We start from the raw sequence: 25,236 nt of genomic DNA on the forward strand, positions 1-25,236 counted from the left end.
CACGTCACGCTAACCCGCTAAACGGTCGACCTCTTCCGTTTGTGCTTAAGTGGGAGACATGCCTGACCGACTGTCTCGGAACCCATCCACCTCCCCCGCCGGCACCCCCGCCCCGGGGCAGCGAGCCGACGCCCGGAACAACCGCGCTCGGCTCCTCCAGGCCGCTCGCGACGCGTACGCCCTCGACGGCACCGACGTGCCCTCCAGCGCAATCGCCCGCCGAGCCGGTGTGGGTGCCGCCACCCTCTACCGGCACTTCCCGACCCGCGACTCGCTGATCGCGGCCGCGTTCTCCGAACAACTCGGCCAGTGCATTGCGACCGTCGACGAGGCCCTCAAGGACGACGATCCCTGGCGTGGACTTCGCACCGCCCTCACCAAGGTCTGCCGGATGCAGGCCGAGGACCGCGGCTTCAGTGCCGCGTTCCTCGCCGAATTCCCCGACGCTCCCGACGTCCGACGTGAACGCACCCGCGCCGAGTCGGGCCTTGCCCGGCTGGTACAGCGGGCGAAGGAAACCGGACAGCTGCGCAAGGACTTCGAGAGCAGCGACGTCACGCTGCTGCTCCTGGCCAACAACGGCGTCCTGCGAGACTCCCCGGCGGCCTCCATGGCCGCGTCCCGCCGCCTGCTCGCCTACTTCCTCCAGTCGTGTCGGCCGACGGACGACACACCGCTGCCCGAACCCGCGCCACTCCGTCTCGACGACCTGTACAGGGCACCGCGTCGAACGGGATGACCGGATTGTCGAAGACAAGTTCGGTGATCCGGTGGCTGGTCGGCAGGCGGTGTGCGGCCAGGGTGTGCAGGACCAGCAGGTGCGGCCGGGTCGGAAGGTCGTCAGGAAGGCGGCTCGGGAGGGTCTTCCCGAAAGCCCGGGTACGGGGGCACGTGTCGGATGTAGGGGTAGCGAGGTAAGCCCAAAAGCCGCCAGTACTTGATCTTGGCGGGTGTGGTGCTCGGTCCGCTCAAAGCAGGCTGACAGCCGGAAGTGCGTTGACACGGTGCTCGTACTCGCGGCGGGCCTTGCGCTGGGCCGGGACCGATGTGGTTCCGTCGAGGGCCTGGCAGCGGTCGAGGAGTTGGCGGTGGATCGCGGGTACGGCGGTGATGCGCAGGGTGTAGCCCTGGCCGCGTCGTACGGTCACGCCCTGGTCGAGCACGACGCGCTCGGCGTCGGCCAGTTCGGCGGTGCGGAGGAAGTCGGCGACCTTGCCTGGCATGTCGAGGACGACCGGCAGCTCCGGGGCCGGGGCGCCCGGGTCTGCGGCCGTGTGCTCGGGCAGGAGGTCTGCGACAGCGGTTCGGATGGCGCCGCGGCTGACGTCGTACTCGCGGGCGAGGGCGGCGATGGAGCGGCCCTCCAGGTACGCCGTGCGCACGGTGTCGGTCTTATCGGCCGCGACGGCTGGGCGGCGCCCGCCCTTGTTGCCCTTGGCCTCGGCGGCCCGCAGCCCGTCATAGGTCAGCTCACGCTGTAGGTCGCGCTGGAGTTCGCCGGCGGCGGCGAGGGTCTGCACCATGAACTTCACGGTGGACAGCAGCTCGCCGGTGCGCGGGTGGCGTGCGGTGAGGTCCATCGCGGAGAACGCGCCGTCGTGGATGCGCAGCGCGACCTGGTCGCGGTGGAGGACGTCGAGCACGTCGAGGATGTGTCCGGTGCCGCGCACGAGTCGGAACATCTCGGAGATGTGCACGGTGTCGCCCGGCCGCGCGTAGGTGAGCAGGTCGCCGAACTTCGGGCGTTCCAGCGGGTGGAGGCGGCTGGAGGTTCCGGCTTCCTCCTCGAAGACGACCGGGTCCTCGATCCCGGCCTCGGCGAGGACCAGGTTCTGGCGGCCGGTCGACTGCTGGTCGGTCGACACCCGCTTGTAAACGAGATTGGCCACGCTGTTCCTCGCTTCGGTCGGCGCATCGGACCCTGGCTGTCATCTAACCCTGTCGTTAACGTCCATCGGATCTCAATGGATCTGGACTGTCGTCAGGCCCCGGAAAGTCCGGGTTCATTGGACGCGTGTGGCCCCTGTCGTCATTCGATTGTTTGGCGACAGCATTGGACGGCGCGCGCCCGCCTCAGAGCGCCGGAAGCGGCTGAAGGCCGACGACCCGCTGCTCGATCCCTCACGGCGTACGACCGGGGCCTGATCCCGCTGGCGCTGCCCCCGGGGATGGCGTGTGGTCGCTCTCGGGGGTGCGCGGTCCGGGCACCGTGGCCCCGGCGGCCAGGTCAAGTTCGAGGCGTCTGTTCATGTCGGGAGCCATGTTACCTAAGCGTCTATAGCGGTGCTACATTGTAGCGATGCTACAGAATACAGCCGGTGACGCCCGCGAGCGACTGCTCGCCGCCGCCTTCGAGATCGCCACACGTGACGGTGTCGACGCGGTCTCCACGCGTGCGGTCTGCACCGCCGCAGGTGTGCAGGCCCCGTCGCTGTACCACCACTTCGGCGACCGGTCGGGACTGATCCGCGCGGTCGTCGACGTGGCGTTCGAGGAGTACTTCCACCGCAAGGACACCGCTACCCCGGTGGATGACGCGGACCCGCGTGCCCGCGTCGCCGCAGGATGGGACGCGCACATCGCATTCGCGCTCGCCTACCCGGGTCTTTACCCGGCGATGTACCCGACATCGGGCCCGCTGCCGAGCCAGGTCGAACGAAGCGGCGCGCTGCTGCGCGCCGGTTTCGACGAGCTCAAGCAGGCAGGCGCCCTCCGGCCCGGGATCACCGCAGCGCTGGCGACGAACGCGCTCCGCGCAGCCCTGCGCGGTGTCGCCCACGCCGTCGCCGCGAACCCCGACAACGGCGACAACGACGCGACGTCCGCCGTCGTCCGCGACGCGCTCATCCACGCGCTCGTCGGGGACCGGGCACATAACTGACTCCTAGCCGATCCGGCCCCGGACCGAGCGAGAACCCGCACGATGGAGCAACACCCATGACCGATCTGCTCGCAGGCAAGACCATCCTCATCACCGGCGCCTCGTCCGGCATCGGCGAATCCGCCGCGCGTCTGTTCGCCCGCGAAGGCGCGAACGTCGTCATCACAGCCCGCCGCAAAGCCGAACTCGACCGTGTCGCCGAGGACATCGCCGCCGGTGGAGGCAACGTCCTCGCCGTTCAGGCCGACACCACCGACGCCGGCGAACTGCAACGAGCCGTCGCGGCCGCGGTCGAGAGGTGGGGGTGCCTCGACGGTGCCCTGAACAACGCCGGCCGAACCCAGGGCGGCGGCCGCCTCGCGGAGGTCACCGACGAGACCTTCGACTCCGTCCTCGAGACCAACTTCAAGGGCGTGTGGCTGGCGATGCGCGCCGAACTGCAGGCGATGACCGCGGAGGGCGCTGCTGGTGGCTCGATCGTGAACATCAGCAGCATTGGAGGCACCTTCGGCGCTGCCGGGCAGAGCGTGTACGGGGCGACGAAGGCCGCCGTCATCGCCTTGAGCCGCGCCGCCGCAGCCGAATACGGCCGCGACGGTGTCCGCGTCAACGCCATCGCGCCAGGCGCCACGATGACCGAGATGATGGTCTCCTGGCAGCAGCGCGACCCGAGCATCGTCGAGCACCTCAGCTCCCTCGCCGCCCTGGGCCGCCCTGGCCAACCGGACGAGATCGCTGAAGCCGCCGCCTGGCTCCTCAGCGACCGCGCGAGCTACGTCACCGGCATGACCCTCGGCGTCGACGGCGGCACCGCCCCCTGGCCGCACTGAGTCATCCTGAGCCGCACTGCCACTCCATTCGAACAGCGCGCCACAGCCGGCGACAGCAACCGAACCGGGGCCACCCGACGCCAGCGAGACCTGCACCTCTTCGCGAACAGCGCCTGCGTTTTTGGCCCGTGGGTCAACGGCACACCCGAGCGCGGCGGCCGGTCACTGATGCGCCGGCGGTGGCAGCCGAGTGGATGGTCCGGGTGGAACTCCGGCCGCTCGGGCAGCAGGGCCACAAATTGGTTCCAGAGCGGTTCGGTGAGCCATGATGGAAGCGCGGGCACAGGTCTCCTCAGTGGTCACAGAGCGTCGCAACTCCATGATCACCGGGACCTGTGCCCGTTCTGCTGCCGAGGTCCCCAACCGCGCCTATCCGCGCGACCTCTTACGCGCGTTCCCGACCAGGTGTTCAGTCACCCCGACGACACCGACCTCATGCTCGATGTTCATCGCCCGGCGGCCTATCGCAGCGACCACGGGGATCTGCGGGTGCCGTACGACTACCGGTCACCCGCGCCCGACGGATCCGATGCCGACGGGTTCCCCCTGGGCATGTGGATCGCCGAACAGCGCCGGGCCCCCCGCACCGGGCGCCTCGCCACCGACAGGGTCAAGGAACGGACCAGGTGGCGTCACAGCGGGAGGGTTATGCCGAGCTCCTGCATGGCGGTGGAAGGCGGTCCGCCCTCGGAGCGTTCGGTCTTGTAGCCCTTCACCCGTGGCTCCAGGGTGCGGGGGTCGACGGCCTCAGCGGGGGCGCTCTTGGCGTACAGGCCCTCGGGTTCGCTGTCGCGGTCGTGGGGCAGGAGCCAGAAGACGCGGCGGCGGAAGGTGCCGGAGGCGCGGGAGGGTTTGGCGGTGGCGCCCAGGAGCGCGTATCCGACCATGCGGCCGTTGCGGTGGTAGGCCGGCTTGCCTTTTCGGGTGGGCAGCCGGTCCAGGCTCTGGCGGACGTAGTCCAGGTCGTCGATGTCCTCCAGCCACACGATGTCGGCTTCGTGGCTGATCTCGCCCTCTTCGATCAGGGAGCTCATGCGCTGGGTTCCCTTTCTTGGTTGGTGAGTAGTCCGATGCCGGGGTAGTGCTTGCGCTGGTTGGACAGGATCATCTCCTTGGGCGAGTTCAGTCCGACGAGTTCCCGGGTTCGGGCGGCGAACGCACGCGAGGACATGGGCGGTGCCCCTTCATTGTGGCACCAGGTCCGGTAGGCGGCGTAGAGCGCGGTCTGTTCGGCGCGCAGGTCGGGGCTTTGGGTGCAGCACTCGTCGTAGAAACGAGCTGTGTGGTCCTCGGTCTCCGCGTACGCGCTGGTGGCGATCCGTACCCGTTCGGGCCCGGTGAGGTCGCGGTCGCCGGAGAGGTAGCGGCGGGCGCCGTCGATGAGCCAGGTGAGGATGCCGGGGCCTTCCTCGGTGACGAGGATGTCCGCGAGGTTGTCGATCTTGCGGTGGTCGGGGACGACCCGCTCGAACGGGATCAGCCGCATGCGCCGCCAGAACGCGAAGCCGCCTGTGCCGACCTCGGGCCTGTGGTTGCCCAGCAGCCAGAGTTTGTGGGTGGGGTTGAATCCAAAGAAGTCTTGCCTCATACGGCGGGCTTTGATGCGGTCGCCGCCGGTCAGCAGCTTGACGCGGCCCTCGTCGAACTTGTCGCCCGGTTTGACCTCGGAGCAGACGATGACCCGTCGGCCGTGGAGTTCGGCGAGGTCGGTGGGGTGGCCTTCGTAGGGACGGGCCATCAGGAAGCCGGGCGGGGCTGCGTCCGCGTAGTCGCCCAGAAGTTTCATCAGGACGTCCAGGAGGACGGATTTGCCGTTCTTGCCCGAGCCGAAGAGGAAGGGCAGGACTTGGCCGCCGACGTCGCCAGTGACGGAGTAGCCCAGCATCAGTTGCAGGTAGGCGATCATCTGCCGGTCTTCGGCGTCCGCGCCGAAGGTGTCGGTCAGGAACCGTTCCCAGCGCGGGGTGGGCAGGGGCTGGGGGCCGACGGTGGTGGAGCGGGAGTGGAAGTCCTTGTTGGGGTCGGGGGTTTTGACCAGGCCCGTGCGCAGGTCGACGATGCCGTCGGGGGTACACAGGGCGTAGGGGTCGGCGTCCAGTCGGGTTGCGTTGAGGACCATGCCGGGGGCGGACTTGGCCTGTGTGAGCATGGCGTTGATGCCGGTGGTGGACAGAGCTCGGCGGCGGTGTGACTGCAGGGCCTGGGCGGTGAACAGGCCGCGGGGGTCGTGGCCGGCGATGGCTTCGGCCAGGTCGCCGGCAGCCCACAGCACGGTGTCGTCCTCGTCGATCTGCCAGCGGGTGGTGTCCCACCGGTACCAGCCGATCCCGGGGACGTGGCGGTAGTCGTTGGCGTACAGCTTGACGAACAGCTTGGCGTTGCCGCGGTCGGTGAGGGTGTCCGGCAACAGGCCGGCAGCTGTGGCTTCCCCTGCCGCCGCGCGGGAGGCGTCCACCTGGGCCGGCAAGGCCACGGTGGCCGCTGGGGCGAGGCGGGCCTGGTTACGGATCTGAGCGGCGACGGCTTCGGGGTCGAAGTGGAACAGAGGCTCGGTCTCGTTGCCAAGGGAGGTCATCGGGGGCCCCTTCCCGTATGGAGGGGGTGTTGACGGCCGGCGGTCATGCCGCTGCGGATGATTTGGGCGGCGCGGCGTTCCTGGCCCGGACGGGCTGCGGCGGCGGCCTCGGTGAGGGCGCGTTCGGCTTCCTCCTCGGTAAGGCGGCCTGCTGCGACCAGACCGCCGAGGGTGTAGGCGGCGCGGTTGAGAGTGTCGGAGAACCCGGCGCCTTCGGTGACTTGGCCGCATGCCTCGATGGGGGCGATCACGGTCGCGAGCATGCGTCGGGTGCGGTCGCGGCCGCCGCCCGCGGCGAGGACCGCCTGTTGGGCGCGTGGCGGGACCGGCCGCGGGGCGGGGATGCTGGGAGCGGGCAGGTGCCCGGTGCGTTCGAGTTCCTGCGCCAGCCAGGTGGGCAGGGCTACCGGCTCGCGGACGCTGTCGAGGGGGGTGTAGACGCCGGCCCGTGTGGTGGTGCCTGGGGCGATGATGTAGCCGCCGTGGGCGCGGACGTCGACTTGCCAGGCAAGCGCGGTGCCCTGGCTGGAGCCGGAGGAACAGCGCCAGCGGCGGTTGCCCGTGGCCCGGTACCAGACGTGCAGGCCTCCTGAGGGCGTGCGTACGCGCAACGTGGTGTCGTCGTCTGCGGGGCTGCGCCGGCCGCGCAGGGCGGCCAGGACGGCGAGAGTGTGGAAGCCGTTGGCCAAGCCGGTGAGGTCGACGTGGTCGCCGATCTCGATGCCGGGCAGGATCCGGTCCCGGGTCGGCGGCTGGGTGGGGTGGGCGTCGATGTCGATGACGACCAGGCCGGCCGGGCCACAGGCGATGCCGACTCCGAACTCTGGTTGGGTGCCCCACCAGTTGGCGATGCGGCGCTGGTCGAGGGTGGCGGCGTGGAAGCCGTGGCACCAGCGTCCCGCGGGCAGGCAGGGGCACTCGCTTGGCGCGTGCGGATTGGTCCGGCACTCGGTGCAGTTCGCGGCCGGGGTCTTGCGGCTGGCGGCGAGGGGGTGCACGGGCCAGCCACGGCGGGCGCACCAGCTCGCGGTGGCCAGGGAGGCAGCGACTGAAGCCCTGGGAGCGGACTGTTGTGAGTCGCTGCTGGAAAAGCGCAGCTCAGCAGGCATTCGCACCCCCTATCAGCGACCGAAGCGACTCAATGACGGACACAGCCTAACGAATGTGGCCCGTGAGGTTGTGGAGCACATGCGAGGGAAGCCTGTGCTGTGTTCGTGAGGCGTTCGGCAGGCGTCGGCAGCGACCGAGACGGACGGCAGCGACTGAGGGACGTTCAGTCGCTGCTGTTGAGCGAATCAGAGAACCGCAGGTCCGACTATGTCCAAGACTCAAAACAGCGACTGAAGCGACTGAAGCTCCTGTATATCACGCACACGCACGCACACGAAGGGCCTCACATATAGCAACCTTGAGTCGCTTCAGTCGCTGTCAATCCTTTGTCACCGCCCTGACCTGCGCATTTTGTGCGGGCCGAGGGTAGCGACTGAACAGTCGCTGAGTAGCTGCACCTTCAGTCGCTGTCCCTGTCTGCCGCGCAGCGACCGTAGCGACTGAAGTGACCGAGCCTCCGACAGTGGGCTCGCGACCGCGGTCCTTGCGGCGGCGAGCCCAGCCATGAGTCGTTACGGTCGCTCGGCCGCGACAGTGCCCGCTCCCTCCCAATCTGTCTCAAGTGCGGGCTTGGAGGGTTCTCCGACAATTTGGCGAGCTGGGCGAGCCATAGGTCGTTCAGGCGGTGGGTCCACGCGCGGGACAGAGTGTCGAGCGACTTGGGAGGCCGCCCCGGACAGCGTTCTCGATCACCACATCAGTGCCGCCCTCGACCTCCGTGAGCAGCCACGTCTGGTACGGCTGCACACCGGCACCGATTCCCAGCCAGCCGAGTCGAGAGGGCGGCACATGCTCCCCCACGAAGACCTCGAACCGGTGCCCGGCCCAGCGCACGTCAAATGTCTGCGTAAAGGTGTCGGTGCTCACCTCCTCGCAGTCCGGAACCCAACTCGTCGAGTTCGCCACGTCGGTGAGTATGGTGAAGGTCCGTTCCGGCGGGCCGTGCACGACGGCCCGCGCCCGGTAGAAGCAATGGGCCTCGGCAGGTGAGAAACCGAGGAAGACCCGCCGCCCGACAGGAGCGCCCCGCCCGTGCGGTGACTCAGAGTTCATGTGTCCGTTCTCCCCCCGGGTTCCCCGGACCAACTGCCGTTGGTCCGGGGCGGGGTGGAAATGCTCGGTGTCGTCCTGTCACTCACTGGAGCGGCACACCGACTGTGTGGCCGTCCTGAGTGCCTGGCGGTGGAGCGTGTCCAGGCGTTCCAGCGCTGCCCCTGACTCGGTGGCCAGGGCCAACTGCACCGTGCATGCGACGGGCTTGTCGCGCAATTCCTCGGTGTCCTTGAGTTCTTGGAGCAGGGCCGTGGTCAGTTGGTCGAGCTGCTGGCGGATCGGGCCGAGGTCGGGGCGCGTCGTGGGCGCTTCCTCCGGGTGGGCGGTCCAGCGGGCGAACAAGCCCTTCTGCACGACCTTGCTCGCGGTGATCTGGTCCTGGAAGAACGCCACCGCCGCGTCCGGGTTCACCCCGTCAGCCTCGGCCTGAGTCCGGACCTGCTCCAGTACCTGTGCCTCGCGCACGGGGTCTTCGATGGGTGAGTCGGTGCCGAACTTGGATGCCGCCACGTCATCGCTCACGCGGATGCGCTGGATGACGAGGTCCGTCAGCGGGCCGAGCGCGCCGAGCGGCTTGGCCGTACCTACTGTGCTGCTGACGGATTCGGCGTTCGTGGGGGCGTCCGTGGCCATGGCCTGAGGAACGGTCAGCACGGTCGCGGCTCCCAGAAAGCCGGTGATCGCGGCGTAGCGGGTCATATTGGTTCGCAGTTTCACTGGTCTGCCTCGGTTTTCCATGGACGCGGGAAGTGGGTCGCCTGCGTCAACGGGCCGTTCACCGGGTTCGGGACGGGTTCGGCAGGGGGGTCGCGTTGAAGGTGCGGTAGGGGTCGTATCGGTGTTTGGCTGTGAGCAGCCGCTCGGTGTTCGGGCCGTAGGCGTGTGTGATCTGTGTGGTTTCGTCCGGTCCGAGGAGGTTGGGGTAGCCGCCCGGCAGCGCGTCGGGTTCGAGGGCGTCGGCCACGGTGCCGGCCCAGGCTCGGTGCTTGGTCGCGCGGGGGTCGCCGGGTTCCCACTGGGCGATGATCTCGATCATGAGGTGCGGGTCGCGGTTGCCGAACGCCGTGTCCGTCACGGGTACTCGGGTCGCGGCTCCGTGCAGGCTGTGTATGGACACGGCCGAATGGGGCGAGGTCAGGGTGGCGCCCGCGAGGCTCAGCACGTCACGTACTCCCGAGGTCAGGGACGGTACGGAACGCGTGCGGATCTCGACGTGCCGGCCGAAGGGGAACTGCGCGTCGATGGCCGCGAGCATCGCGGGCAGGGTGGTGGGCGCGATTTGGGAGACGAGGGGTGTGCCGAGGGTGTCGAGCCGGGCCAGCGCGTGTTCTCCCGCCGTGGCGTCGTCGCCGCTCCAGGTGGGCGAGAGGAACACCACGGGCTTGCCGTCGGGGCCGGGCAGGACACCGGACTGCACGGTCAGTTCGTCCGGGCTCTCGCCCAGGACGTCCGACAGTCCGGCCAGTACGCTCGCGGCCTGCTCCCAGGGGAACAGCACCATGCCGGACAGCAGCGTCGGCACGGCGTGCAGACGCACGCGCATCGAGGTGACGACACCGAAGTTCCCGCCACCGCCGCGCAGGGCCCAGAACAGCTCCGGCTCCCGTTCGGCGTCGGTCGTGACGACCGAGCCGTCGGCCAGTACCACCTCCACGGACAACAGGTTGTCCAGGGCGAGTCCGAAGCGGCCGCTGAGCGGCCCGTAGCCACCGCCGAGGGTCAGGCCTGCCATGCCCACGGAGCCGGCGGTACCGGTCGCCGCGGTCAGGCCGAAGGGCTGGATGGCGGCGACGAGATCGGCGGCCGTGGCCCCTCCCTCCACCTCCGCAACCCTCGCCACCGGATCCACCGTCACCCGGCGCAGGCCGGAGAGATCGATGGTCAGGCCGCTGTCGCTCAGTGCCCTCCCGGCCCAGTCGTGACCGCCGCCACGCACCGCCAGAGGTATCCGGAACTCCCGCGCGGCCTGTATGGCAGTTGCGACCTCGGCCGGATCGGCGCACCGGACGATCACGCCGGGGCGAGCGGACACCGCGCCGTTCCAGATGTGTCGGCCGGCGTCGTAGTCCGGCCCGGTGGAAACCACCTGTCCCACAGGGATGGTCCGCCGCAGGGCGTCGGTCAGCCGGTCGAGCTGTGGGTGTGTCGTCACAGTTATGACACCTCTATCTTGGGGATCTTGACAAAAACGTAGTGGGCAGCGTTGCTTCGTCAGCCATAGCCGGCCGAGGCCGTGGGGCGTTCCGGCCGGGGCCGGACGCGGCGGCCCCGGCCGGCGAGGCGGTCATGCGGGGTTGCGTTTCATCGGGTGTTGCGGTCGGCGTCCTCGATGATGTGTGTGACGGCGGCGGGGTGGCTGATCATCACGGCGTGGGAGGAGTTGACCTCCTCGATGTGCGCGCCGGCCCGCTTCGACATGGAGCGCTGGAGGTTGGGGGCGATCGCGTGGTCCTGGCCGGTGATCAGACTCCAGGAAGGAATGGTCCGGAATGCCTCTTGAACGCTGGCGTCGGTGACCGCCCTGGTGTTGGCGGGCCGCTGGGCCGCCGCCAGATCCGCGGCCGTGGTCCGGTCGACGTCGCCGGCGAAGACGTCCCGGAAGTGGGCCGGATCGATGGACACGTCCGTACCGCCCGGGACGGCTGTCGAGACCAGCGGGATGGCCGGTGAGGACTGGGCGGCCAGCTCGCCCACCGTCTCACCCTTCACGGGGATGAAACCGGCGATGTAGACCAGGGCCTTGACATCGGGGTCCGAGGCGGCGGAGTTGGTGATCACGGCGCCACCGTAGGAATGACCCACCAGCACCACGGGACCCTTGATCGTGGACAGGTAACTGGAGACGTATGCGGTGTCGCTGGTGAGTCCCTGCAGCGGATCGGCGATGGCCCGCACGGGATAGCCGTCCTTGCGCAGTCGCTCCATCACCGAGGACCAGCTGGAGGAATCCGCCCACGCCCCATGGACCAGGACGACGGTCGGCTTCGCGGAAGCAGATGTGGAAGAGGATCCGTTGTCGGTCGCCATCGCCACTCCTGGAGCGGTGGTGGCACCGAGCAGCGTCAGGGCACCGACGGCGAGCGCGACGCGACGCGGGATACGGACACGCATGATGTGGCCTTTCGATTCGACTATGACTTGATGTGCAAAGGGCTGGATGCCGAGGACCGGTCCCGGCCCGACACGGGCCCGGACACCGTCACCTCACCCGGGGCGACCAGGCTCGGCACGGACACGGGCACGGCCACAAGCTCGCCACCCGATCGCCGGCCGGTTGCCGACCAGGTGCGACAAGCGGCAAACACTGAAGGAGAACGTTCGGTCGCTTCATTAGAAGCGCCCAAACGAACCCCTGTCAAGACGGAACGTTCTATCTCATTATTTGCTAGCCTGCCGCTATGCATCCGACCCAGAAGGCGGCAGCGCCTCCGAAGCGCGAGCACGGCTGCTCAGCACGGCAACCAGGATTTTCTACGCGGAGGGAATCCACTCCGTCGGCATCGACCGGATCACCGTGGAGGCCAAGGTGACCCGGGCCACGCTGTACCGGCACTTCGCGGGCAAGGAGGAACTCGTCCTCGCCTACCTCGACCAAGCCGACCAAGGAATCCGCGGACAGGTCGCCGCCGCCCAGGCGAGCAGCCCGTCAGCCGTCGGCAAAGTCTAGGCCGTCGCCGAATCCATCACCCAAGGCATCCTGTCCCCCGGTTTCCGCGGCTGCGCCTTCCTCAACGCGGCAGCCGAATACCCCGACCCCGCCCACCCGATCCATCAAGTCATCCTGGACCACCGGCAATGGTTCCTGAACACCGTCACGGACCTGCTGGCGGAGACCAGCGACGAGCCCGCCGCCCCAGCGGCCCGACATATCGTCATGCTCAGGGACGGCGCCATGGCCGCCGGCTGCCTCTTCGACCCCGAACTGGTCTCCGCGACTTTCCTGCAAGGCGTCGCGGGAATCCTCCTGGCACGCACCGGCTCAGCGTCGAGTCGGACCCGATCCCCTCCATCACCGACACCACGGACCAGGCACCCTGACCCCTCCCACCCCCGCTATCGACAGACAACACCACGCCTCAGCACCGACACGCTGTCGGTGACGTGGAGGGCGCCGTCCAAGGCGTCTTCCCTCGTGACGGCCCCGCACCGAGGGAGGTCATGACCGACCGCCAGGAACGGTCCGTGTCGCCTGCTTCAGGATCGGGCCGGCCCGTCACTTTCTACGCGATCCGCACCGTCCTGTTCGACAGGGGCGAAAAACCTCTCGCCCCGGTCGCTACCCACGGGTCCCGTCGCAGCCTGCTCGACCCGCCCGTGGACCGCCGAGGCGACAGCACACACATAGTTGCCTCAAGCAATGACATAGGAGATACCCGTGACCGGGAACGACCTGTACGAGGAGCTGACGCGGCATCTGAGCGCCGTCGGTTCCGTACGCCGGAAGCTGGGCCGGATCCTTCCGGCCGGCTGCTCCGACGCCTCCGCCACAATGCTGGCCGTTCTCGGCCGCCACGGTGCCATGCGCATCGGCAGGCTCACCGAACTGCTCGGTGTCGACCCGTCGGTCACCAGCCGCCACGCCGCCCAACTCACCATGCTGGGCTGGGTCGACCGCAAACCCGACCCGGCCGACCGGCGCTCGAGCATTCTGCGACTGACCTCCGAAGGCCACGCCCAGCTCGCCGAACTGTCCGACCGTCGCTCCCGGGAACTCGCCGCACGGCTGGCCGGCTGGAGCGACGAGGACATCCGCCGACTGGCCTGGCTGCTGTCCCGGCTCCGCGCCGACTTCGACGCTCAGCGGACCGGACAGCACACGTTCGCAGACCCGTCCGAGGGCGCCCGCCGCCCCCGTACCCCCGCCGCGTAACACCCACTGCCACCAGGTAGGGAACACCCCATGACGACCACCCCCAACGCAGGTGTGCGGTCGCACGCCCCTCAGGAGGAAGGGACCGCCCGCGAGCCGATGACCCACGCGCAGATCATGCGCGCCCTGTCCGGGCTGCTGCTCGGCCTGTTCTGCGCCATCCTGTCAGAGACCGTCGTCACCAACGCGCTGCCGCGGATCATCAGCGACGTCGGCGGCGGCCAGTCCGCCTACACCTGGGTCGTCACCTCCTCGCTCCTCACGGTGACCGCCTCCACGCCCCTGTGGGGCAAGCTCGCCGACCAGTTCAGCAAGAAGATCCTGGTCCAGTCAGCACTGGTGATCTTCGTCGTCGGCTCTCTGGTGGCCGGCTTCGCGCAGAACCCCGCTACGCTGATCACCGCCCGGGTCATCCAGGGCCTGGGTGTCGGCGGCCTGTCCGCCCTCGGCCAGATCGTGCTTGCCGCGATGATCTCCCCCCGCGAGCGCGGCCGCTACTCCGGCTACCTGGGCGCCACCTTCGCCGTCGCCACCGTCGGCGGCCCGCTGCTCGGCGGCGTCATCACCGACACCTCCTGGCTCGGCTGGCGCTGGTGCCTGTTCGTCGGCGTCCCCTTCGCGGTCGTCGCGCTGATCGTGCTGCAGCGCACGCTGAACCTGCCGGTGACCAAGCGCCAGGTCAAGGTCGACTGGGCCGGCGCCTTCTTCGTCATCGCCGCCGTCTGCCTGCTGCTTTTCTGGGTCACCTTCGCCGGTGCCAAGTACGACTGGCTGTCCTGGCTGTCCTGGCAGACCGGCGCACTGGTCGGCACGGCACTCCTGCTGACGCTGGTCTTCCTGTTCGTCGAGACGAAGGCCGGCGAGCCGATCATCCCGCTGCGCCTGTTCCGCAACCCCACCATCGCCCTCGCCTCCGCCGCCTCCCTGTTCGTCGGCATCGCCCTGTTCGCGGGCACCGTCTTCTTCAGCCAGTACTTCCAGCTCGCGCGCGGTGAGTCGCCGACCATGGCGGGTGTCATGACGATCCCGTTCATCGCCGGTCTGTTCGTCTCCTCCACCGTCTCCGGCCGACTCATCACCCGCACCGGCAAGTGGAAGGCCTGGCTGCTGACCGGCGGCGCCCTGCTGACGGCGGGACTGGCCCTGCTCGGCACACTCCGCTACGACACCCCCTACCTCTACATAGCCTCCTGCATGGCGCTGATGGGCCTCGGTGTCGGCATGACCCTGCAGAACCTCGTACTGTGCACGCAGAACCAGGTGTCCCCGGACGACCTCGGCGCCGCGTCCTCCACGGTGACCTTCTTCCGCTCCCTCGGCGGCGCCGTGGGCGTCTCGGTACTCGGCTCGATCCTCACCACCCGCATCGGCCACCACGCCCTCACGACCATCACCCAGCTCAGCCCGCAGGACCAGGCCACCGCCGCACAAGCATCCGGAAGCGGTCAACTGCCTGACCTCGCAATCCTGCCCGCCCCCGTCCGCACCTGGCTGGAGAGCGCCTACGGCCACGGCATCGGCGACATCTTCCTGTACGTCGCCCCCGTCGCCCTGATCGCCTTCCTGATCACCCTGTTCATCAAGGAGGTCCCACTGAGCGCGTCCAGCGGCCTCGCCCAGGCCATGGAGACGGACCGTACGCCCTGACCCGCACCTCAGGCCCCCACAGCAAGTGTCCCCGGGGACACCTGCCGTGGGGGCCGCCGTCGGACGCGGCAGGACGTTAACCGCCGGCGGTCGGTTCCTGGTACGGGCCGTCGAACGCGGCGAGATCTCTCAGGACACGGACGCCGACGTGACCGCGGCGATCAGTCGTGCGTCTCCCGGGTCCGCGCCGTGGCGCTGCCGGTACCGGCGTCGGCTGTTTCCGTGCCCCATCCGGCGAGGAGGCGCAGGGAGGTCTCGGAGGGGCTGGCGGGTTCGGTGCCGTAGATGAGGAGGGTCTGGTCCGGGTCGTCTCCGGGGGTGAGGGCCTGGTAGGTGACGGTGAGGTCGCCGACGAGGGGGTGGTGGTAGTCCTTGGTGCCGGTGGTGCGCTGGTGGACGTTGTTGTCCGACCAGAAGCGGCGGAACTCCTGGCTGTGTATGGACAGTTCGCCGACGAGGGCGCTGAGGGCGGGGTCGTCGGGGTGGCGGCCGGCGTCGAGGCGGAGCATGGCGGCGGTGTCGGCGGCGACGCGGGTCCAGTCCCGGTACAGCTCGCGCGCGTGCGGGTCGAGGAAGACGAAGCGGGCCTGGTTCCGCTCGGCCGCGGGGAGCGCCCGGAAGTCGGTGATCAGCCGTCCGGCGAGCTGGTTGTGGGCCAGTACGTCGAGGCGCCGCCCGAGGACGAAGGCGGGGCGGCCGGCCTGCTGGAGGGTGTCCAGCAGGTCCCAGGTGGCGGGGTGGACGCGCTGGGGGCGGGGACGGGTGCGGCGGCGGGCGGGCTGGGGCCGGGCGAGGGTGTGCAGGTGGCTGCGCTCGGCGTCGTCGAGGTGCAGGGCGGTGGCGAGGGCGTCGAGCACCTCGGCGGAGGCGCTGGGGCTGCGGCCTTGTTCGAGGCGTGTGTAGTAGTCCACGCTCACCCCTGCCAGCCGGGCGAGTTCTTCCCGGCGCAGGCCGGACACCCGGCGCCGGCCGAGGCCGGGGTCGTCGAGTCCGGCTTCCTGCGGGGTGAGGCGGGAGCGGGCGGAGCGGAGGAATTCCGCCATCGACGCGCTTGTGGGGTGCTCACGGTCCATCTGTCCAGGATCGCGCATGTGCCGAGGATTCGGCGGCGGGAGGGTGGCCCACTTTGTCCCCCGACGAGGTGGGCCCTTCTAGGGCCTCTTTTGCCTGTTCAGAGCTGGTTCAGTGGATGTCGGGCCTCGCCGCCGGACGCGGTGGCCCAGGCACTTATCCGACAGACATATGGAGGCATCTCATGTCAACGTGGTTCATCACCGGCGCATCCCGCGGACTGGGCCTGGAGATCGCGCGGGCCGCGCTGAGGGGCGGCGACACGGTCGTGGCCGCCGCCCGGAACCCGCAGAAACTGCCGGACGACCTGCGGCACTCCGACCGGGTCCTCGGCGTCGCCCTCGACGTCACCCGGACCGAGGAGATCACGGCTGCCGTCGAAACCGCCGTGGAGCGTTTCGGCAGCATCGACGTCCTCGTCAACAACGCGGGCCGTGGCCTGCTCGGGGCGCTGGAGGAGATCACGGACGCCGAGGCGCGCTCGCTCTTCGACCTCAATGTCTTCGGGCTGATCAACATGACCCGCGCCGTCCTGCCCGTCATGCGGGCGGCCGGGGCGGGGAAGATCGTGCACATCGGCTCCCGCTCCGGATTCGAGGGAGAGCCCGGGGTGAGCATGTACAGCGCCTCGAAGTTCGCGGTGGCCGGTATCAGCGAGGCGCTCGCGGTGGAGCTGGAGCCGTTCGGGATCCAGAGCATGGTCGTGGAGCCCGGTGTCTTCCGCACCGACTTCCTCGACACCAGTTCCCTGTCGACCGCGGCCCGGCGCATCACCGCCTACGACGGCACACCCGCCCACGCCACCCTGGACTGGATCGACACCGCCAACCACAACCAGCTCGGGGACCCCGTCAAGGGCGCCGCCCTGATCCACGAGGTCACCATTGGTGACAAGCTCCCCGGGCATCTGGCCCTGGGCCGTGACGCGATCGAACGCCAACTGGTCAAGATCCGCAGCCTTCAGGACGACCTCGCGGCCTGGCAGGACAAGTCCTCCGCCACCGTCTGCGACGACGCCGCCTGATCACCCCGGCCGAACCCTGAGCAACAGCTCGAACGATCCCTGAGGAACAGGAAGTACCCCAGCCATGACATCAGCCATGACATCCCTGCTGACCGGACGGCCGCTCGACGGCCGCGTGGCCGTGGTCACCGGCGCCTCCAGCGGAATGGGGGCGGCCACCGCACGCCGGCTCGCCGAACTCGGAGCCGCTGTCGCCGTCGTCGCCCGCCGCAAGGAGAAGCTCGAAGCCCTCGCCGCCGACATCACCGCGGCCGGAGGCAAGGCCATATGCCTGGCTGCCGACGTCACCGACCGTGCGGCCGTCCTCGCGGCCGCCGACCAGGTGTCGGACACACTGGGACCCGCGGACCTGGTGTTCAACAACGCGGGCGTCCAGCTGATCTCCGCCATCGACGAGCTCAAGGTCGACGACTGGCAGCGGCAGATCGATCTTAACGTCACAGGAGTGATGAACGTGATCGCCGCCTTCCTCCCGCACCTGACGGCCACAGCCGAGCAGGGAAAGCCCGCCGACCTGATCAACACCTCCTCCATCGCGGCGACACGCATCCTGGAGAAGTACTCGATCTACTCCGGCACCAAGGCCTACATCAGTCACCTGACCCGTCTCATCCGCGTCGAACTGGGCCGGAAGAACGTACGGGTGAGTGCCATCGAGCCCGGCATGGTCGACACCGAACTGCCCGACCACGTCACCGACCCCGACGCCAGCGCCATGATGGCAGGCCTACTCAGCGACATCGAGTGCCTGCGCGACACGGACATCGCGGAGACCGTCGCCTTCATCTCCGCCCTTCCCCGACACGTCAACATCAGCGAACTGACCATCCTGCCCACGGCCCAGCCCGTATAGAGCGGCGGACGACGTCTGCCCGCCGCCGGTCTCGTGCGGCGACCGGACGGCTGGGCACGCGCCCTCTGACACCCGTACGACCGTCAGAGGGCGCGGGCGGTCGGAGGTGCGCCGGGGCGACGAGACGCCGCGTCAGCCCCTGCTGACCGCCGCTGTGAGGGATCAGATCAGGCGGTCCGGCAGAGGATCCGGGGCAGTGAGATTCTGATGTCCTATGACGCGTAGCAGTTCGAGCTGTCCCGCAGCATCGCTGCCCGGGCGGGGGGCGAAGACGAGCAGCCGCTGGTCCCGCCGGGCTGTGGCGAGTACTTCGCAGTCGATGCAGACGATGCCGACGGTGGGGTGGACGATGCGCTTGCGGTCGCTGCGGCGTACGGCGACGTCATGGCGCTCCCACAAATCGTCGAACTCTCTGCTGGCGGCGCGCAGGGCGCTGACAAGCTTCGCGGCCTGCGGGTCCCGGGGTCGTAGTGCGACCGCGGCACGCAGGTCTGCGACCTGAACCTGGCTCTGGCGCTCGTGGTCTTCACGGGGGTAGAGCGCCCGCGTGGCCGGCTGGGTGAACCATCGGTAGGTGAAGCTGCGGGCGAGTCCGGTATGTGCGGTCTGTTCGCCGAGCAGTGCGACCGCCATCCTGTTCTGCACAAGGATCTCGCCCAGGTCGGAGACGACCTGCGCAGGCAGTTCGGTGAGTGCGTCCAGCAGTCGCAGCAGGCCTGGGCTGACGTGGTCGTCGGCAGCGAAGGCGGGCGGAGCATGGTGACCGGCCAGGTGGAACAGGTGGTCGCGTTCGTCGATACCCAGCCGCAGCGCTCGGGCGAGCGCGGTGAGCATCTGCGGTGACGGCTGCGGACCACGAGCCTGCTCCAGCCGGATGTAGTAGTCCGGGGACATCCCCGCGAGCTGGGCGACCTCGTACCGACGCAATCCCGGCGTCCGTCGGCGTGCGCCCTCGGGAACGCCTACGTCGGCGGGCTGCAGCAGCTCGCGGCGGCGCCGCAGGAAGCCGGCGAGCTCCTTCTTGTCCACGCATCCGAGTATGGGCCTTCCGGGTGCGGGCAGGGAGGGACTGCCGATACCTGTCTTCCCAGGTCCCTCCCGGAGCGGTGCGGGCTGTCGCACCTTGGTGGGGCGAGCTCATCGCAGCGAGCCAACCGAGCCAACCGAGTAAAGGGAAGAACCTGATGAAGATCCTCGTCACCGGCGCCACCGGAACCGTCGGCGGACATGTCGCCCGACAACTCTCCGGCAGCGGCCACCAGCTCGTGGCCCTGGTACGTGACCCGTCCAAGGCCGACCTGCCCGCCGACATCACGATCGTCGAGGGTGACCTGACCGACCCCTCCGCCGTGCGCCGGGCCTTGGACGGCACCGACCGGGCGTTCCTCAACATGGCCGACGACAACGGCGCCGTCTTCGCCGAGGCCGCCGCGAAGGCCGGGCTGGGACACGCCGTGCTGCTCTCCTCCTTCACCTCGGTCACCGAACTGCCCTTCGGCCCGGCGAACATCATCACCGCTCGCCACCAGGCCGGTGAGCAGGCGCTCACGAAGGCCGGTGTGCCCTCGACGTTCCTGCGGTCAGCTGGGTTCGACTACAACATCCTGATGTGGGTCGCTGGCGCCGCCGACGGTGTCGTGCGCGCCCCGAACGCGGACGTGAAGCTCCCGGTGGTCGACCCGGCCGACATCGCCGCCGCGGCCGTCGCCGTGCTCACCGCCGCCGACCCGAAGCCCGGGGCATACTCGATCACCGGGCCGCAGAGCCTGTCCGTGCGCGACCAGATCGCCGTCATCAACAAGACGCTGGACCGCTCGTACACCGTGCAGGAGATCAGTCAGGCCGAGGCGGCCACGGCGGCGTTTCCGCAAGGCACCCCGGACTTCGTCACCACCTCCGTGCTGGAGACCATGGGTCCTGGCGCGGCCGTACTCGTCCCCAGCGATGACGTCCAGGCCCTGACCGGCAAGGCGGCCCGGTCCTTCCGGGCTTGGGTCGTCGACAACGCCAAGGCCATCGCGTGACGCCGGTACATCCCGTGTTCCCCATCACTGCTCAACAGCAGGTGGTGTGAGTACAGCGCTGATGGTGCGTGCGGGCACGGCGACGGGGTGCCCTGGAGCGGGGCCCCCGTTCCCGTGCTCGGCGGGCCCCAGGGCCAATTGCCTCTCCGGCTGGGCGAACTGGTAGCCCGACAGTTTCGGCGGGCCGGTGGGGGCCGAGGGTCTCCATGCCGCCTCCCCCCAGGCACGGTGCCCCCTTCCGCCGACCGCTCCCTCAGCTGCTGATCGGCCTGCCGACAGCTCGGGGCCGCTTTCCGGAGCTCTCGCGAGTCTGGGCCACGGCGGCACCCCATGCACCTCACCGACTGGGCACCACGCACCTTGGGTCCGTCCTCGACGTGGCCCGTCGCCATGAGGACCTCCGGCGCATTCAGGTACTCCACGCCGATAGGTGTCCGCGTACAAGCGAACGTGCACCACCTCGTACGGATGAAGGTGCACCGTTTCGGGACGGTAAAACTAACCTCGCGCCTTCACGTGGTGGGCTGTCCGATGTTAGGCGGTGTGCAGGTCAGGGGGACGGCCGCCACTGGTCGCCTCCGACCCGACGGTCTCCCGTCTCGTCGACACCCTCGCCTCCAGCGGCGACAAGGCCCTGGAAGCAATCCGGGCCGCACGGGCCGAAGCACGCCTGCGTGCCTGGAAGTTGGCCGGCGAGAAGGCGCCTGATGCGGGCGGGGAGGTGACCGTCGACCTGGACGGAGTGCTGGTGATCGCGCACTCCGACAAGGAGGACGCCGCACCGACCTGGAAGAAGACATACGGCCACCACTCGCTGATGGGGTTCGTCGACCACGGCCCCAGCGGCACGGGGGAACCGGTCGCTGCCCTGCTCAGACCGGGCAACGCGGGCTCGAACACCGCCGCGGCCGACCACATCACCGCCGCCCGCCAGGCCCTGGCCCAGCTGCCGAAGAAATACCGGCGAGGACGCCGGACCTTGATCCGCACCGATTCCGCGGGTGGCACCCGCAAGTTCGTCGACTGGCTCGCCAGCGGGGCCGATGGCTGTCCCACTCGGCCGGCATGGTGATCACCGAACAGATCCACCAGCACGTGCTGAAGGTCCCCGCCTCCGCCTGGACGCCGGCCGTTGATGCCGACGGCGAGATCCGTAAGGGCGCCTGGGTCGCCGAACTCACCGGCGGCATCCTGGACGGCTGGCCCAAGGGCATGCGGCTGATCGTCCGCAAGGAACGGCCGCATCAGAGGCCCAGTTGAGGCTCACCGACATGGACGGGCTGTGACTGACGTGCTTCGCGACGAACACGAGCCGTCGGCCGATCGCAGAGCTCGAGCTCCGCCACCGCCTGCGGGCCCGCGCGGAGGACCGGATCCGGGCCGTCCGGGCCATTGGTCTGCGCAACCTTCCCCTCAAGCACACCGCCCACAACCGCGTCTGGCTCGAGATCGTGCAGATCGCGCTGGACCTGCTGGCCTGGATGCCGATGCTCGCCCTGACCGGCCAGGCCCGTCTCTGGGAACCCCGACGACTGCGGCTCCGCCTATTCACCACGGCTGGACAACTCGTCACCACCGGCCGCCGCCGGATCCTCCGCTTGGCGCGGCACTGGCCCTGGACCAGCCACATCACCACCGCACTCGAACGGCTCGCTCAACTGTCGAATCCCGGCTGACCAGCGAATCCGCCCGTCCCTACGACCACAGCACTCACCCCGGAACAGTGGAATCCGGCGCCCACCCGACGCGCCAGTCGGACCACCGGCATGCCCGCTGTCCGGCAGGCAAAGCAAAACGGTCCGCCGACTCCGTCGGTGGACCGTCATGCAAGATCGAGGCTAGGAAGAAGCCACGGCCGAGCGGGACACGCCTGCGGACGCGGTTCCATCTGTCAGAGGGTCACGACGGAGGTCTGTCCGCCATCCAGCGTCAGCGTGACGCCGTAGATGTAGGACGCCTTGGGGGAGACGAGGAACCTCACGGCGTTCGCCACGTCCTCCGCCTCTCCACCGCGTCCGGCAGGCACCTTGGCGAGGAGCCCCTTGAGCGCGTCACGGATGCCCTCGTTCGTCGGGGTCAGAATGACACCGGGATCGACGGAGTTGACCCGTACCCCTCGAGGACCGTACTCCGCCGTCCACGATTTGGTCAGCATGGACAACGCCCCCTTCGAAGCCTGGAAGGCGGCGGTGCCGGCAGCCGCCATCAAGGTGCTCAGGCTCCCCACGTTGACGATGCATCCGTGACCGCGCTCGGCCATGGCCGGGGCGAAGGCTCCCGTCAGCATGAACGGCGCCTTGGTGTGCAGGGTGAAATGCGTGTCGAACGTCTCCTCCGGAGTGGACTCGGTCGGCGCGAAGCCTCCCCCACCGGCGTTGTTGACCAGGACGTCGAGCGGGCCGTCGATGGCGTCCTGGACCTGCGCGATCAGGGCGCGCACCGATGCGGAGTTGCTTAGGTCGGCGAGCAGATCTATCGCTCGGCCACCCGCGGCCTCGATCATCCGACGGGTTTCGGCGGCCCGGTCCCGGTCGCGGCCGGTGACGACGACCGCGTATCCGTCCTCGGCCAGGCCGACTGCCGTCGCGCGGCCGATCCCACTGGTCGAACCGGTCACCAGCGCCCACGACGTGCCCGATGTGCCTGTTGCGGGCGTCCCTTGGTGGCTGTTCTGGCTCATGGCCTCATACCCTCACAGTTCCCAGTAGCTAGAATGAACGTTCACTCATCATAGAGGTGACGGCGACGGCGCATCCGACTGCCCTTCGACCCAACGCCGTGAGTGGCCAACGCCGCAAACCTGCCACGATATCTCCACTTGCTACAGAATGAACGTTCATTCATTATAGAGGCATGGCTGAACTGAAGATTCCGGATTGGATCGCGAGCAGCGCCGTGGCAACCGCTTCGATGCGCGCATACGAAGGCACGAGGGCCGATGCGCTCTTCGACGACCTGCTGGCCCGGCTGCTTGTCTCCTCCTAGCAGGAGGTGCCCGCCGAGCAGCGCGGGTACCTCGCCGACGGCGTGCACGCCACCTCGTCACTGACCCAGGTCATGGGCGAGTACGTCACCGTCCGTACACGCTTTTTCGACACCTACCTGAAGGCGACGGCCCAGGCCGGTGCCCGCCAGATCGTGCTGCTGGGCTCCGGTCTCGACGCCCGGGCCTACCGGATGCAGTGGCCGGCCGGTACTCGGATCTTCGAGATCGACACACCCGAAGTCCACGCCTTCAAGGACGAGTTGGCGCCAGGAGCGGCCTGACGGCGACGGCTGAGCGGGTCACGATCGACTCGGACGCGACGGGAAACTGGCGCGAGTTGATCGCCGCAGCAGGGTTCGACCACTCCCAGCCCTCCTCATGGCTGCTCGAGGGGCTGCTGTTCTACCTCGACCGTGAGACGGGTGACGCGATCGCCGCCGACATTGCCGCGAGCCCGGCGCCGGCCACGTGGCTGGCGGGTGACTACGTGACCGTGACACCGGAGCAGCGGGCGGAGATGGCCGCCCACCACCGCGAGAACGGGGAGGAGTCCCAGGACTCCGGCGACGGGAACATTGTCGACGGCCTCCTCCCGCACACCGCGCCTGGTCCGGGAGTCCCACCGGCCCAGTGGCTGTCGCAGGCGCGGTGGGAAGTCACGGAGTCGACCTTCGCGGAGCACGGTAGTCTGATCGACCGCCGCGTCCCCGACCACTGGGACCCGAAGCGCGGTGGTGACGACATGTGGATGTTCCACGCCCGAAGGATGCAGGGAAGTCCGGCCGGGAGCCGATGAGGAAGGATCGCACGGTGCGATGGCGAAGCTGAGCGATCAACGTATCCACGACCGTCGGAACGCGATCATTGAGGGCGCCAAGGCGGTGTTCGCCGCACAGGGGTTCACCGAGACTTCAATGGCCGACATCGTCCGGGCGGCGGGTGTGGCGACCGGCACCGTGTACCGGTACTTCGACAGCAAGGAAGCGGTCGTGATGGCGGTGAGCGAGAGCGCCATGGGCTCTCGCTACGACTCCGAGGACGCCCCGCCGGCCCTGCCCGATGCGATCGAGGCCCTGATCGGGGCCTCGACCGATCGGCGCCGTGGTCGTCTGAGCAACCAGGTCTGGGGCCAGGCCGCCGCCTCCTCCGCGCTGCAGGCGATGATCGCCGACCGGCACGCCGCAGTGAGCCGATGGCTGGCCCGCTCCATCGACCGGCACCACCTGGACGAGCCCGGCCACGTCGCCCCGACCGAACCCAGCCCCCAGGCCCTGCACCGCGCGGAGGTCATCATCTGCGCGATCAGCGGCCTTCAGCAACGCATCGCCGAAGGCGTCAACATGGACGTGACCGCCTTCAGCGCGTCCCTCCTCGCCTGGGCGGCGCTCTGAGGTCCAGCGCGGGGCGGGTCACCGAGGACCCCGGTTCGGTCAGCCGCACCTCGGGCTTCGTCAGGTGCGCATCGCCTGGGGCGACCAGCACGGCATCTTGCGCGGGAAGAGCCTTGAGGTCGGCCACTTTCTGTCCACCTTACGCAGCGGCAAGGACTTCCAGACCGCGACCTTGATTTTCGACACAACGAACAACCCGGTTGTGCCGCCCTTCGGGGCCGACGCTCTTGGCGATCCACGGATGACGGGGCTGCCCGACGGCGTGCTTGTGCCTGATCCGCTTACGTTCAAGGTACTGCCGTGGCTCGATCGGACCGGTTGGGTCCTCTCCAACCTCTACTACCAGTCGGGGGAGCGCGTACCGTTGACACCAGTGGCATCCTGCAGGACCAGGTGGGCAGGCTGGCTCAGGACGGGTACGAGTTCGTCTCCGGCATCGAGCTTGAGTTCTACCTGACACGCCTTGACGACCCGAAGCTCACCTGGCAGGACGCGGGTCATCCGCCGGAGCCGCCGTCGGTCAGCCCGGTTGCCCATGGGTTCCAGTACCTGACCGAAACCAGGGGCGACGAGATCGACTCGATACTCTCCATCCTGCGGGGCAACATCGTCGACTTGGGGCTCCCGTTTGCCACCATCGAAGACGAATGGGGCCCTGGGCAGGTCGAGTTCACCTTCGATCCGCAGATCGGCACGGCGACAGCCGATACCGTCCTCCTGGTCCGATCGGCCATCAAGCAGCTCACCCGGCGCCATGGCTACCACGCCACCTTCATGTCACGCCCCGCCTTCCCGAACGCCTTCTCCAGCGGGTAGCACCTCCACCAGTCGCTGCGTCGTGCTGACGTGTACAACGTGTTCGCCGCAACCGATGCCTGTCCCGCCCCGCTGCAGGAGGTCCTGGCCGCCGCCAAGCGGTCG

The 25,236-nt window shown here is 68.9% G+C and carries 25 protein-coding genes and 3 pseudogenes; 16 read left to right on the forward strand and 12 right to left on the reverse strand.

Annotated features, from left to right (window positions below; translation table 11 throughout):
• Window positions 1-58 precede the first annotated feature (58 nt).
• Entirely contained in the window at window positions 59-739 is a 681-nt protein-coding gene (locus tag FCI23_RS31875) for a TetR/AcrR family transcriptional regulator (protein ID WP_136727507.1), read from the forward strand.
• A 229-nt stretch (window positions 740-968) separates the two neighbouring features.
• On the opposite strand, the gene FCI23_RS31880 is transcribed toward FCI23_RS31875, so the two are convergent.
• Window positions 969-1,889, reverse strand: coding sequence for a recombinase family protein (locus FCI23_RS31880; RefSeq protein ID WP_136727508.1), 921 nt, complete (start codon window positions 1,887-1,889; stop codon window positions 969-971).
• Between the two features lie 410 nt (window positions 1,890-2,299).
• Between FCI23_RS31880 and FCI23_RS31885 the strand changes: the two genes are divergently transcribed.
• Both FCI23_RS31885 and FCI23_RS31890 read left to right on the forward strand, forming a co-directional pair.
• Window positions 2,300-2,881, forward strand: coding sequence for a TetR/AcrR family transcriptional regulator (locus FCI23_RS31885; RefSeq protein WP_136727509.1), 582 nt, complete (start codon window positions 2,300-2,302; stop codon window positions 2,879-2,881).
• A gap of 56 nt (window positions 2,882-2,937) precedes the next feature.
• The gene (locus FCI23_RS31890; protein WP_136727510.1) at window positions 2,938-3,711 is read left to right on the forward strand and encodes an SDR family NAD(P)-dependent oxidoreductase; all 774 of its coding nucleotides are present in this window, start codon (window positions 2,938-2,940) and stop codon (window positions 3,709-3,711) included.
• Window positions 3,712-3,869: 158 nt separating this feature from the next.
• Here FCI23_RS31890 and FCI23_RS31895 read toward each other — a convergent pair.
• Window positions 3,870-3,995: pseudogene (locus FCI23_RS31895) on the reverse strand (IS5/IS1182 family transposase); the annotation flags it as partial.
• A gap of 151 nt (window positions 3,996-4,146) precedes the next feature.
• On the opposite strand from FCI23_RS31895, the gene FCI23_RS31900 reads away from it, so the two are divergent.
• Window positions 4,147-4,419, forward strand: coding sequence for a helicase associated domain-containing protein (locus FCI23_RS31900; protein ID WP_136727511.1), 273 nt, complete (start codon window positions 4,147-4,149; stop codon window positions 4,417-4,419).
• On the opposite strand, the gene FCI23_RS31905 is transcribed toward FCI23_RS31900, so the two are convergent.
• The 7 genes from FCI23_RS31905 to FCI23_RS31935 all read right to left on the reverse strand — a co-directional run bounded on the left by FCI23_RS31905 (window position 4,344) and on the right by FCI23_RS31935 (window position 11,560).
• Entirely contained in the window at window positions 4,344-4,745 is a 402-nt protein-coding gene (locus tag FCI23_RS31905) for a DUF6009 family protein (RefSeq protein ID WP_136727512.1), read from the reverse strand. The two genes, FCI23_RS31900 and FCI23_RS31905, sit on opposite strands and share 76 nt — an antisense overlap.
• Window positions 4,742-6,286, reverse strand: coding sequence for a DNA primase family protein (locus tag FCI23_RS31910; protein ID WP_136727513.1), 1,545 nt, complete (start codon window positions 6,284-6,286; stop codon window positions 4,742-4,744). Before FCI23_RS31910 ends, FCI23_RS31905 begins: the two co-directional genes overlap by 4 nt.
• Window positions 6,283-7,395, reverse strand: a complete 1,113-nt coding sequence (locus FCI23_RS31915; RefSeq protein ID WP_136727514.1) for a bifunctional DNA primase/polymerase — start codon at window positions 7,393-7,395, stop codon at window positions 6,283-6,285. The genes FCI23_RS31910 and FCI23_RS31915 overlap by 4 nt, the downstream gene beginning before the upstream one ends.
• Before the next feature lie 619 nt (window positions 7,396-8,014).
• Window positions 8,015-8,449, reverse strand: coding sequence for an SRPBCC family protein (locus FCI23_RS31920; RefSeq protein WP_211265527.1), 435 nt, complete (start codon window positions 8,447-8,449; stop codon window positions 8,015-8,017).
• A 78-nt stretch (window positions 8,450-8,527) separates the two neighbouring features.
• Window positions 8,528-9,166, reverse strand: a complete 639-nt coding sequence (locus FCI23_RS31925) for a chorismate mutase (protein ID WP_246144252.1) — start codon at window positions 9,164-9,166, stop codon at window positions 8,528-8,530.
• 58 nt (window positions 9,167-9,224) lie between these two features.
• Window positions 9,225-10,601: an FAD-binding oxidoreductase gene (locus tag FCI23_RS31930; protein WP_246144254.1), complete on the reverse strand. Its 1,377-nt coding sequence runs from the start codon at window positions 10,599-10,601 to the stop codon at window positions 9,225-9,227.
• A 149-nt stretch (window positions 10,602-10,750) separates the two neighbouring features.
• Complete coding sequence (locus tag FCI23_RS31935; protein ID WP_136727515.1) at window positions 10,751-11,560, reverse strand: alpha/beta hydrolase; 810 nt, start codon at window positions 11,558-11,560, stop codon at window positions 10,751-10,753.
• A 271-nt stretch (window positions 11,561-11,831) separates the two neighbouring features.
• Here FCI23_RS31935 and FCI23_RS31940 point away from each other — a divergent pair.
• The 3 genes and pseudogenes from FCI23_RS31940 to FCI23_RS31950 all read left to right on the forward strand — a co-directional run.
• Window positions 11,832-12,422, forward strand: a pseudogene (locus FCI23_RS31940) (TetR/AcrR family transcriptional regulator); the annotation flags it as partial.
• 402 nt (window positions 12,423-12,824) lie between these two features.
• Complete coding sequence (locus tag FCI23_RS31945; protein ID WP_136727516.1) at window positions 12,825-13,319, forward strand: MarR family winged helix-turn-helix transcriptional regulator; 495 nt, start codon at window positions 12,825-12,827, stop codon at window positions 13,317-13,319.
• A gap of 30 nt (window positions 13,320-13,349) precedes the next feature.
• Window positions 13,350-14,966: an MDR family MFS transporter gene (locus FCI23_RS31950; protein ID WP_136727517.1), complete on the forward strand. Its 1,617-nt coding sequence runs from the start codon at window positions 13,350-13,352 to the stop codon at window positions 14,964-14,966.
• A 161-nt stretch (window positions 14,967-15,127) separates the two neighbouring features.
• Here the strand turns inward: FCI23_RS31950 and FCI23_RS31955 are convergent, their stop codons facing one another.
• Entirely contained in the window at window positions 15,128-16,057 is a 930-nt protein-coding gene (locus FCI23_RS31955; RefSeq protein WP_136727518.1) for a helix-turn-helix transcriptional regulator, read from the reverse strand.
• A gap of 164 nt (window positions 16,058-16,221) precedes the next feature.
• On the opposite strand from FCI23_RS31955, the gene FCI23_RS31960 reads away from it, so the two are divergent.
• Window positions 16,222-17,061: an SDR family NAD(P)-dependent oxidoreductase gene (locus FCI23_RS31960; protein WP_136727519.1), complete on the forward strand. Its 840-nt coding sequence runs from the start codon at window positions 16,222-16,224 to the stop codon at window positions 17,059-17,061.
• 76 nt (window positions 17,062-17,137) lie between these two features.
• Window positions 17,138-17,914 (forward strand): SDR family oxidoreductase, encoded by a 777-nt coding sequence (locus tag FCI23_RS31965; RefSeq protein ID WP_136727520.1) that lies wholly within the window; start codon window positions 17,138-17,140, stop codon window positions 17,912-17,914.
• 162 nt (window positions 17,915-18,076) lie between these two features.
• On the opposite strand, the gene FCI23_RS31970 is transcribed toward FCI23_RS31965, so the two are convergent.
• Window positions 18,077-18,943, reverse strand: a complete 867-nt coding sequence (locus FCI23_RS31970; RefSeq protein ID WP_136727521.1) for a helix-turn-helix transcriptional regulator — start codon at window positions 18,941-18,943, stop codon at window positions 18,077-18,079.
• Window positions 18,944-19,098: 155 nt separating this feature from the next.
• Between FCI23_RS31970 and FCI23_RS31975 the strand changes: the two genes are divergently transcribed.
• Window positions 19,099-19,938: an SDR family oxidoreductase gene (locus FCI23_RS31975; protein WP_136727522.1), complete on the forward strand. Its 840-nt coding sequence runs from the start codon at window positions 19,099-19,101 to the stop codon at window positions 19,936-19,938.
• A gap of 571 nt (window positions 19,939-20,509) precedes the next feature.
• Window positions 20,510-21,614, forward strand: a pseudogene (locus tag FCI23_RS31980) (IS1380 family transposase); the annotation flags it as partial.
• Window positions 21,615-21,829: 215 nt separating this feature from the next.
• Here the strand turns inward: FCI23_RS31980 and FCI23_RS31985 are convergent.
• Window positions 21,830-22,618 (reverse strand): SDR family NAD(P)-dependent oxidoreductase, encoded by a 789-nt coding sequence (locus tag FCI23_RS31985; protein WP_136727523.1) that lies wholly within the window; start codon window positions 22,616-22,618, stop codon window positions 21,830-21,832.
• Window positions 22,619-22,791: 173 nt separating this feature from the next.
• On the opposite strand from FCI23_RS31985, the gene FCI23_RS62500 reads away from it, so the two are divergent.
• From FCI23_RS62500 to FCI23_RS58410, 5 genes are all read left to right on the forward strand, one after another.
• Window positions 22,792-22,923, forward strand: coding sequence for a hypothetical protein (locus FCI23_RS62500; protein WP_265737779.1), 132 nt, complete (start codon window positions 22,792-22,794; stop codon window positions 22,921-22,923).
• Window positions 22,924-22,929: 6 nt separating this feature from the next.
• Complete coding sequence (locus tag FCI23_RS62505; RefSeq protein WP_136727524.1) at window positions 22,930-23,205, forward strand: class I SAM-dependent methyltransferase; 276 nt, start codon at window positions 22,930-22,932, stop codon at window positions 23,203-23,205.
• On the forward strand, window positions 23,121-23,720 hold the full coding sequence (locus tag FCI23_RS31995) for a class I SAM-dependent methyltransferase (RefSeq protein ID WP_136727525.1): 600 nt from the start codon (window positions 23,121-23,123) through the stop codon (window positions 23,718-23,720). Before FCI23_RS62505 ends, FCI23_RS31995 begins: the two co-directional genes overlap by 85 nt.
• A 19-nt stretch (window positions 23,721-23,739) precedes the next feature.
• Window positions 23,740-24,315 carry a TetR/AcrR family transcriptional regulator gene (locus FCI23_RS32000; RefSeq protein WP_136727526.1) on the forward strand — a complete coding sequence of 192 codons (576 nt, stop codon included), beginning with the start codon at window positions 23,740-23,742 and terminating at the stop codon, window positions 24,313-24,315.
• 300 nt (window positions 24,316-24,615) lie between these two features.
• Window positions 24,616-25,131 carry a hypothetical protein gene (locus tag FCI23_RS58410; RefSeq protein ID WP_265737780.1) on the forward strand — a complete coding sequence of 172 codons (516 nt, stop codon included), beginning with the start codon at window positions 24,616-24,618 and terminating at the stop codon, window positions 25,129-25,131.
• Window positions 25,132-25,236: the final 105 nt, after the last annotated feature.

It is taken from the genome of Actinacidiphila oryziradicis (assembly GCF_005047355.1).
Taxonomy (GTDB): domain Bacteria; phylum Actinomycetota; class Actinomycetes; order Streptomycetales; family Streptomycetaceae; genus Actinacidiphila; species Actinacidiphila oryziradicis.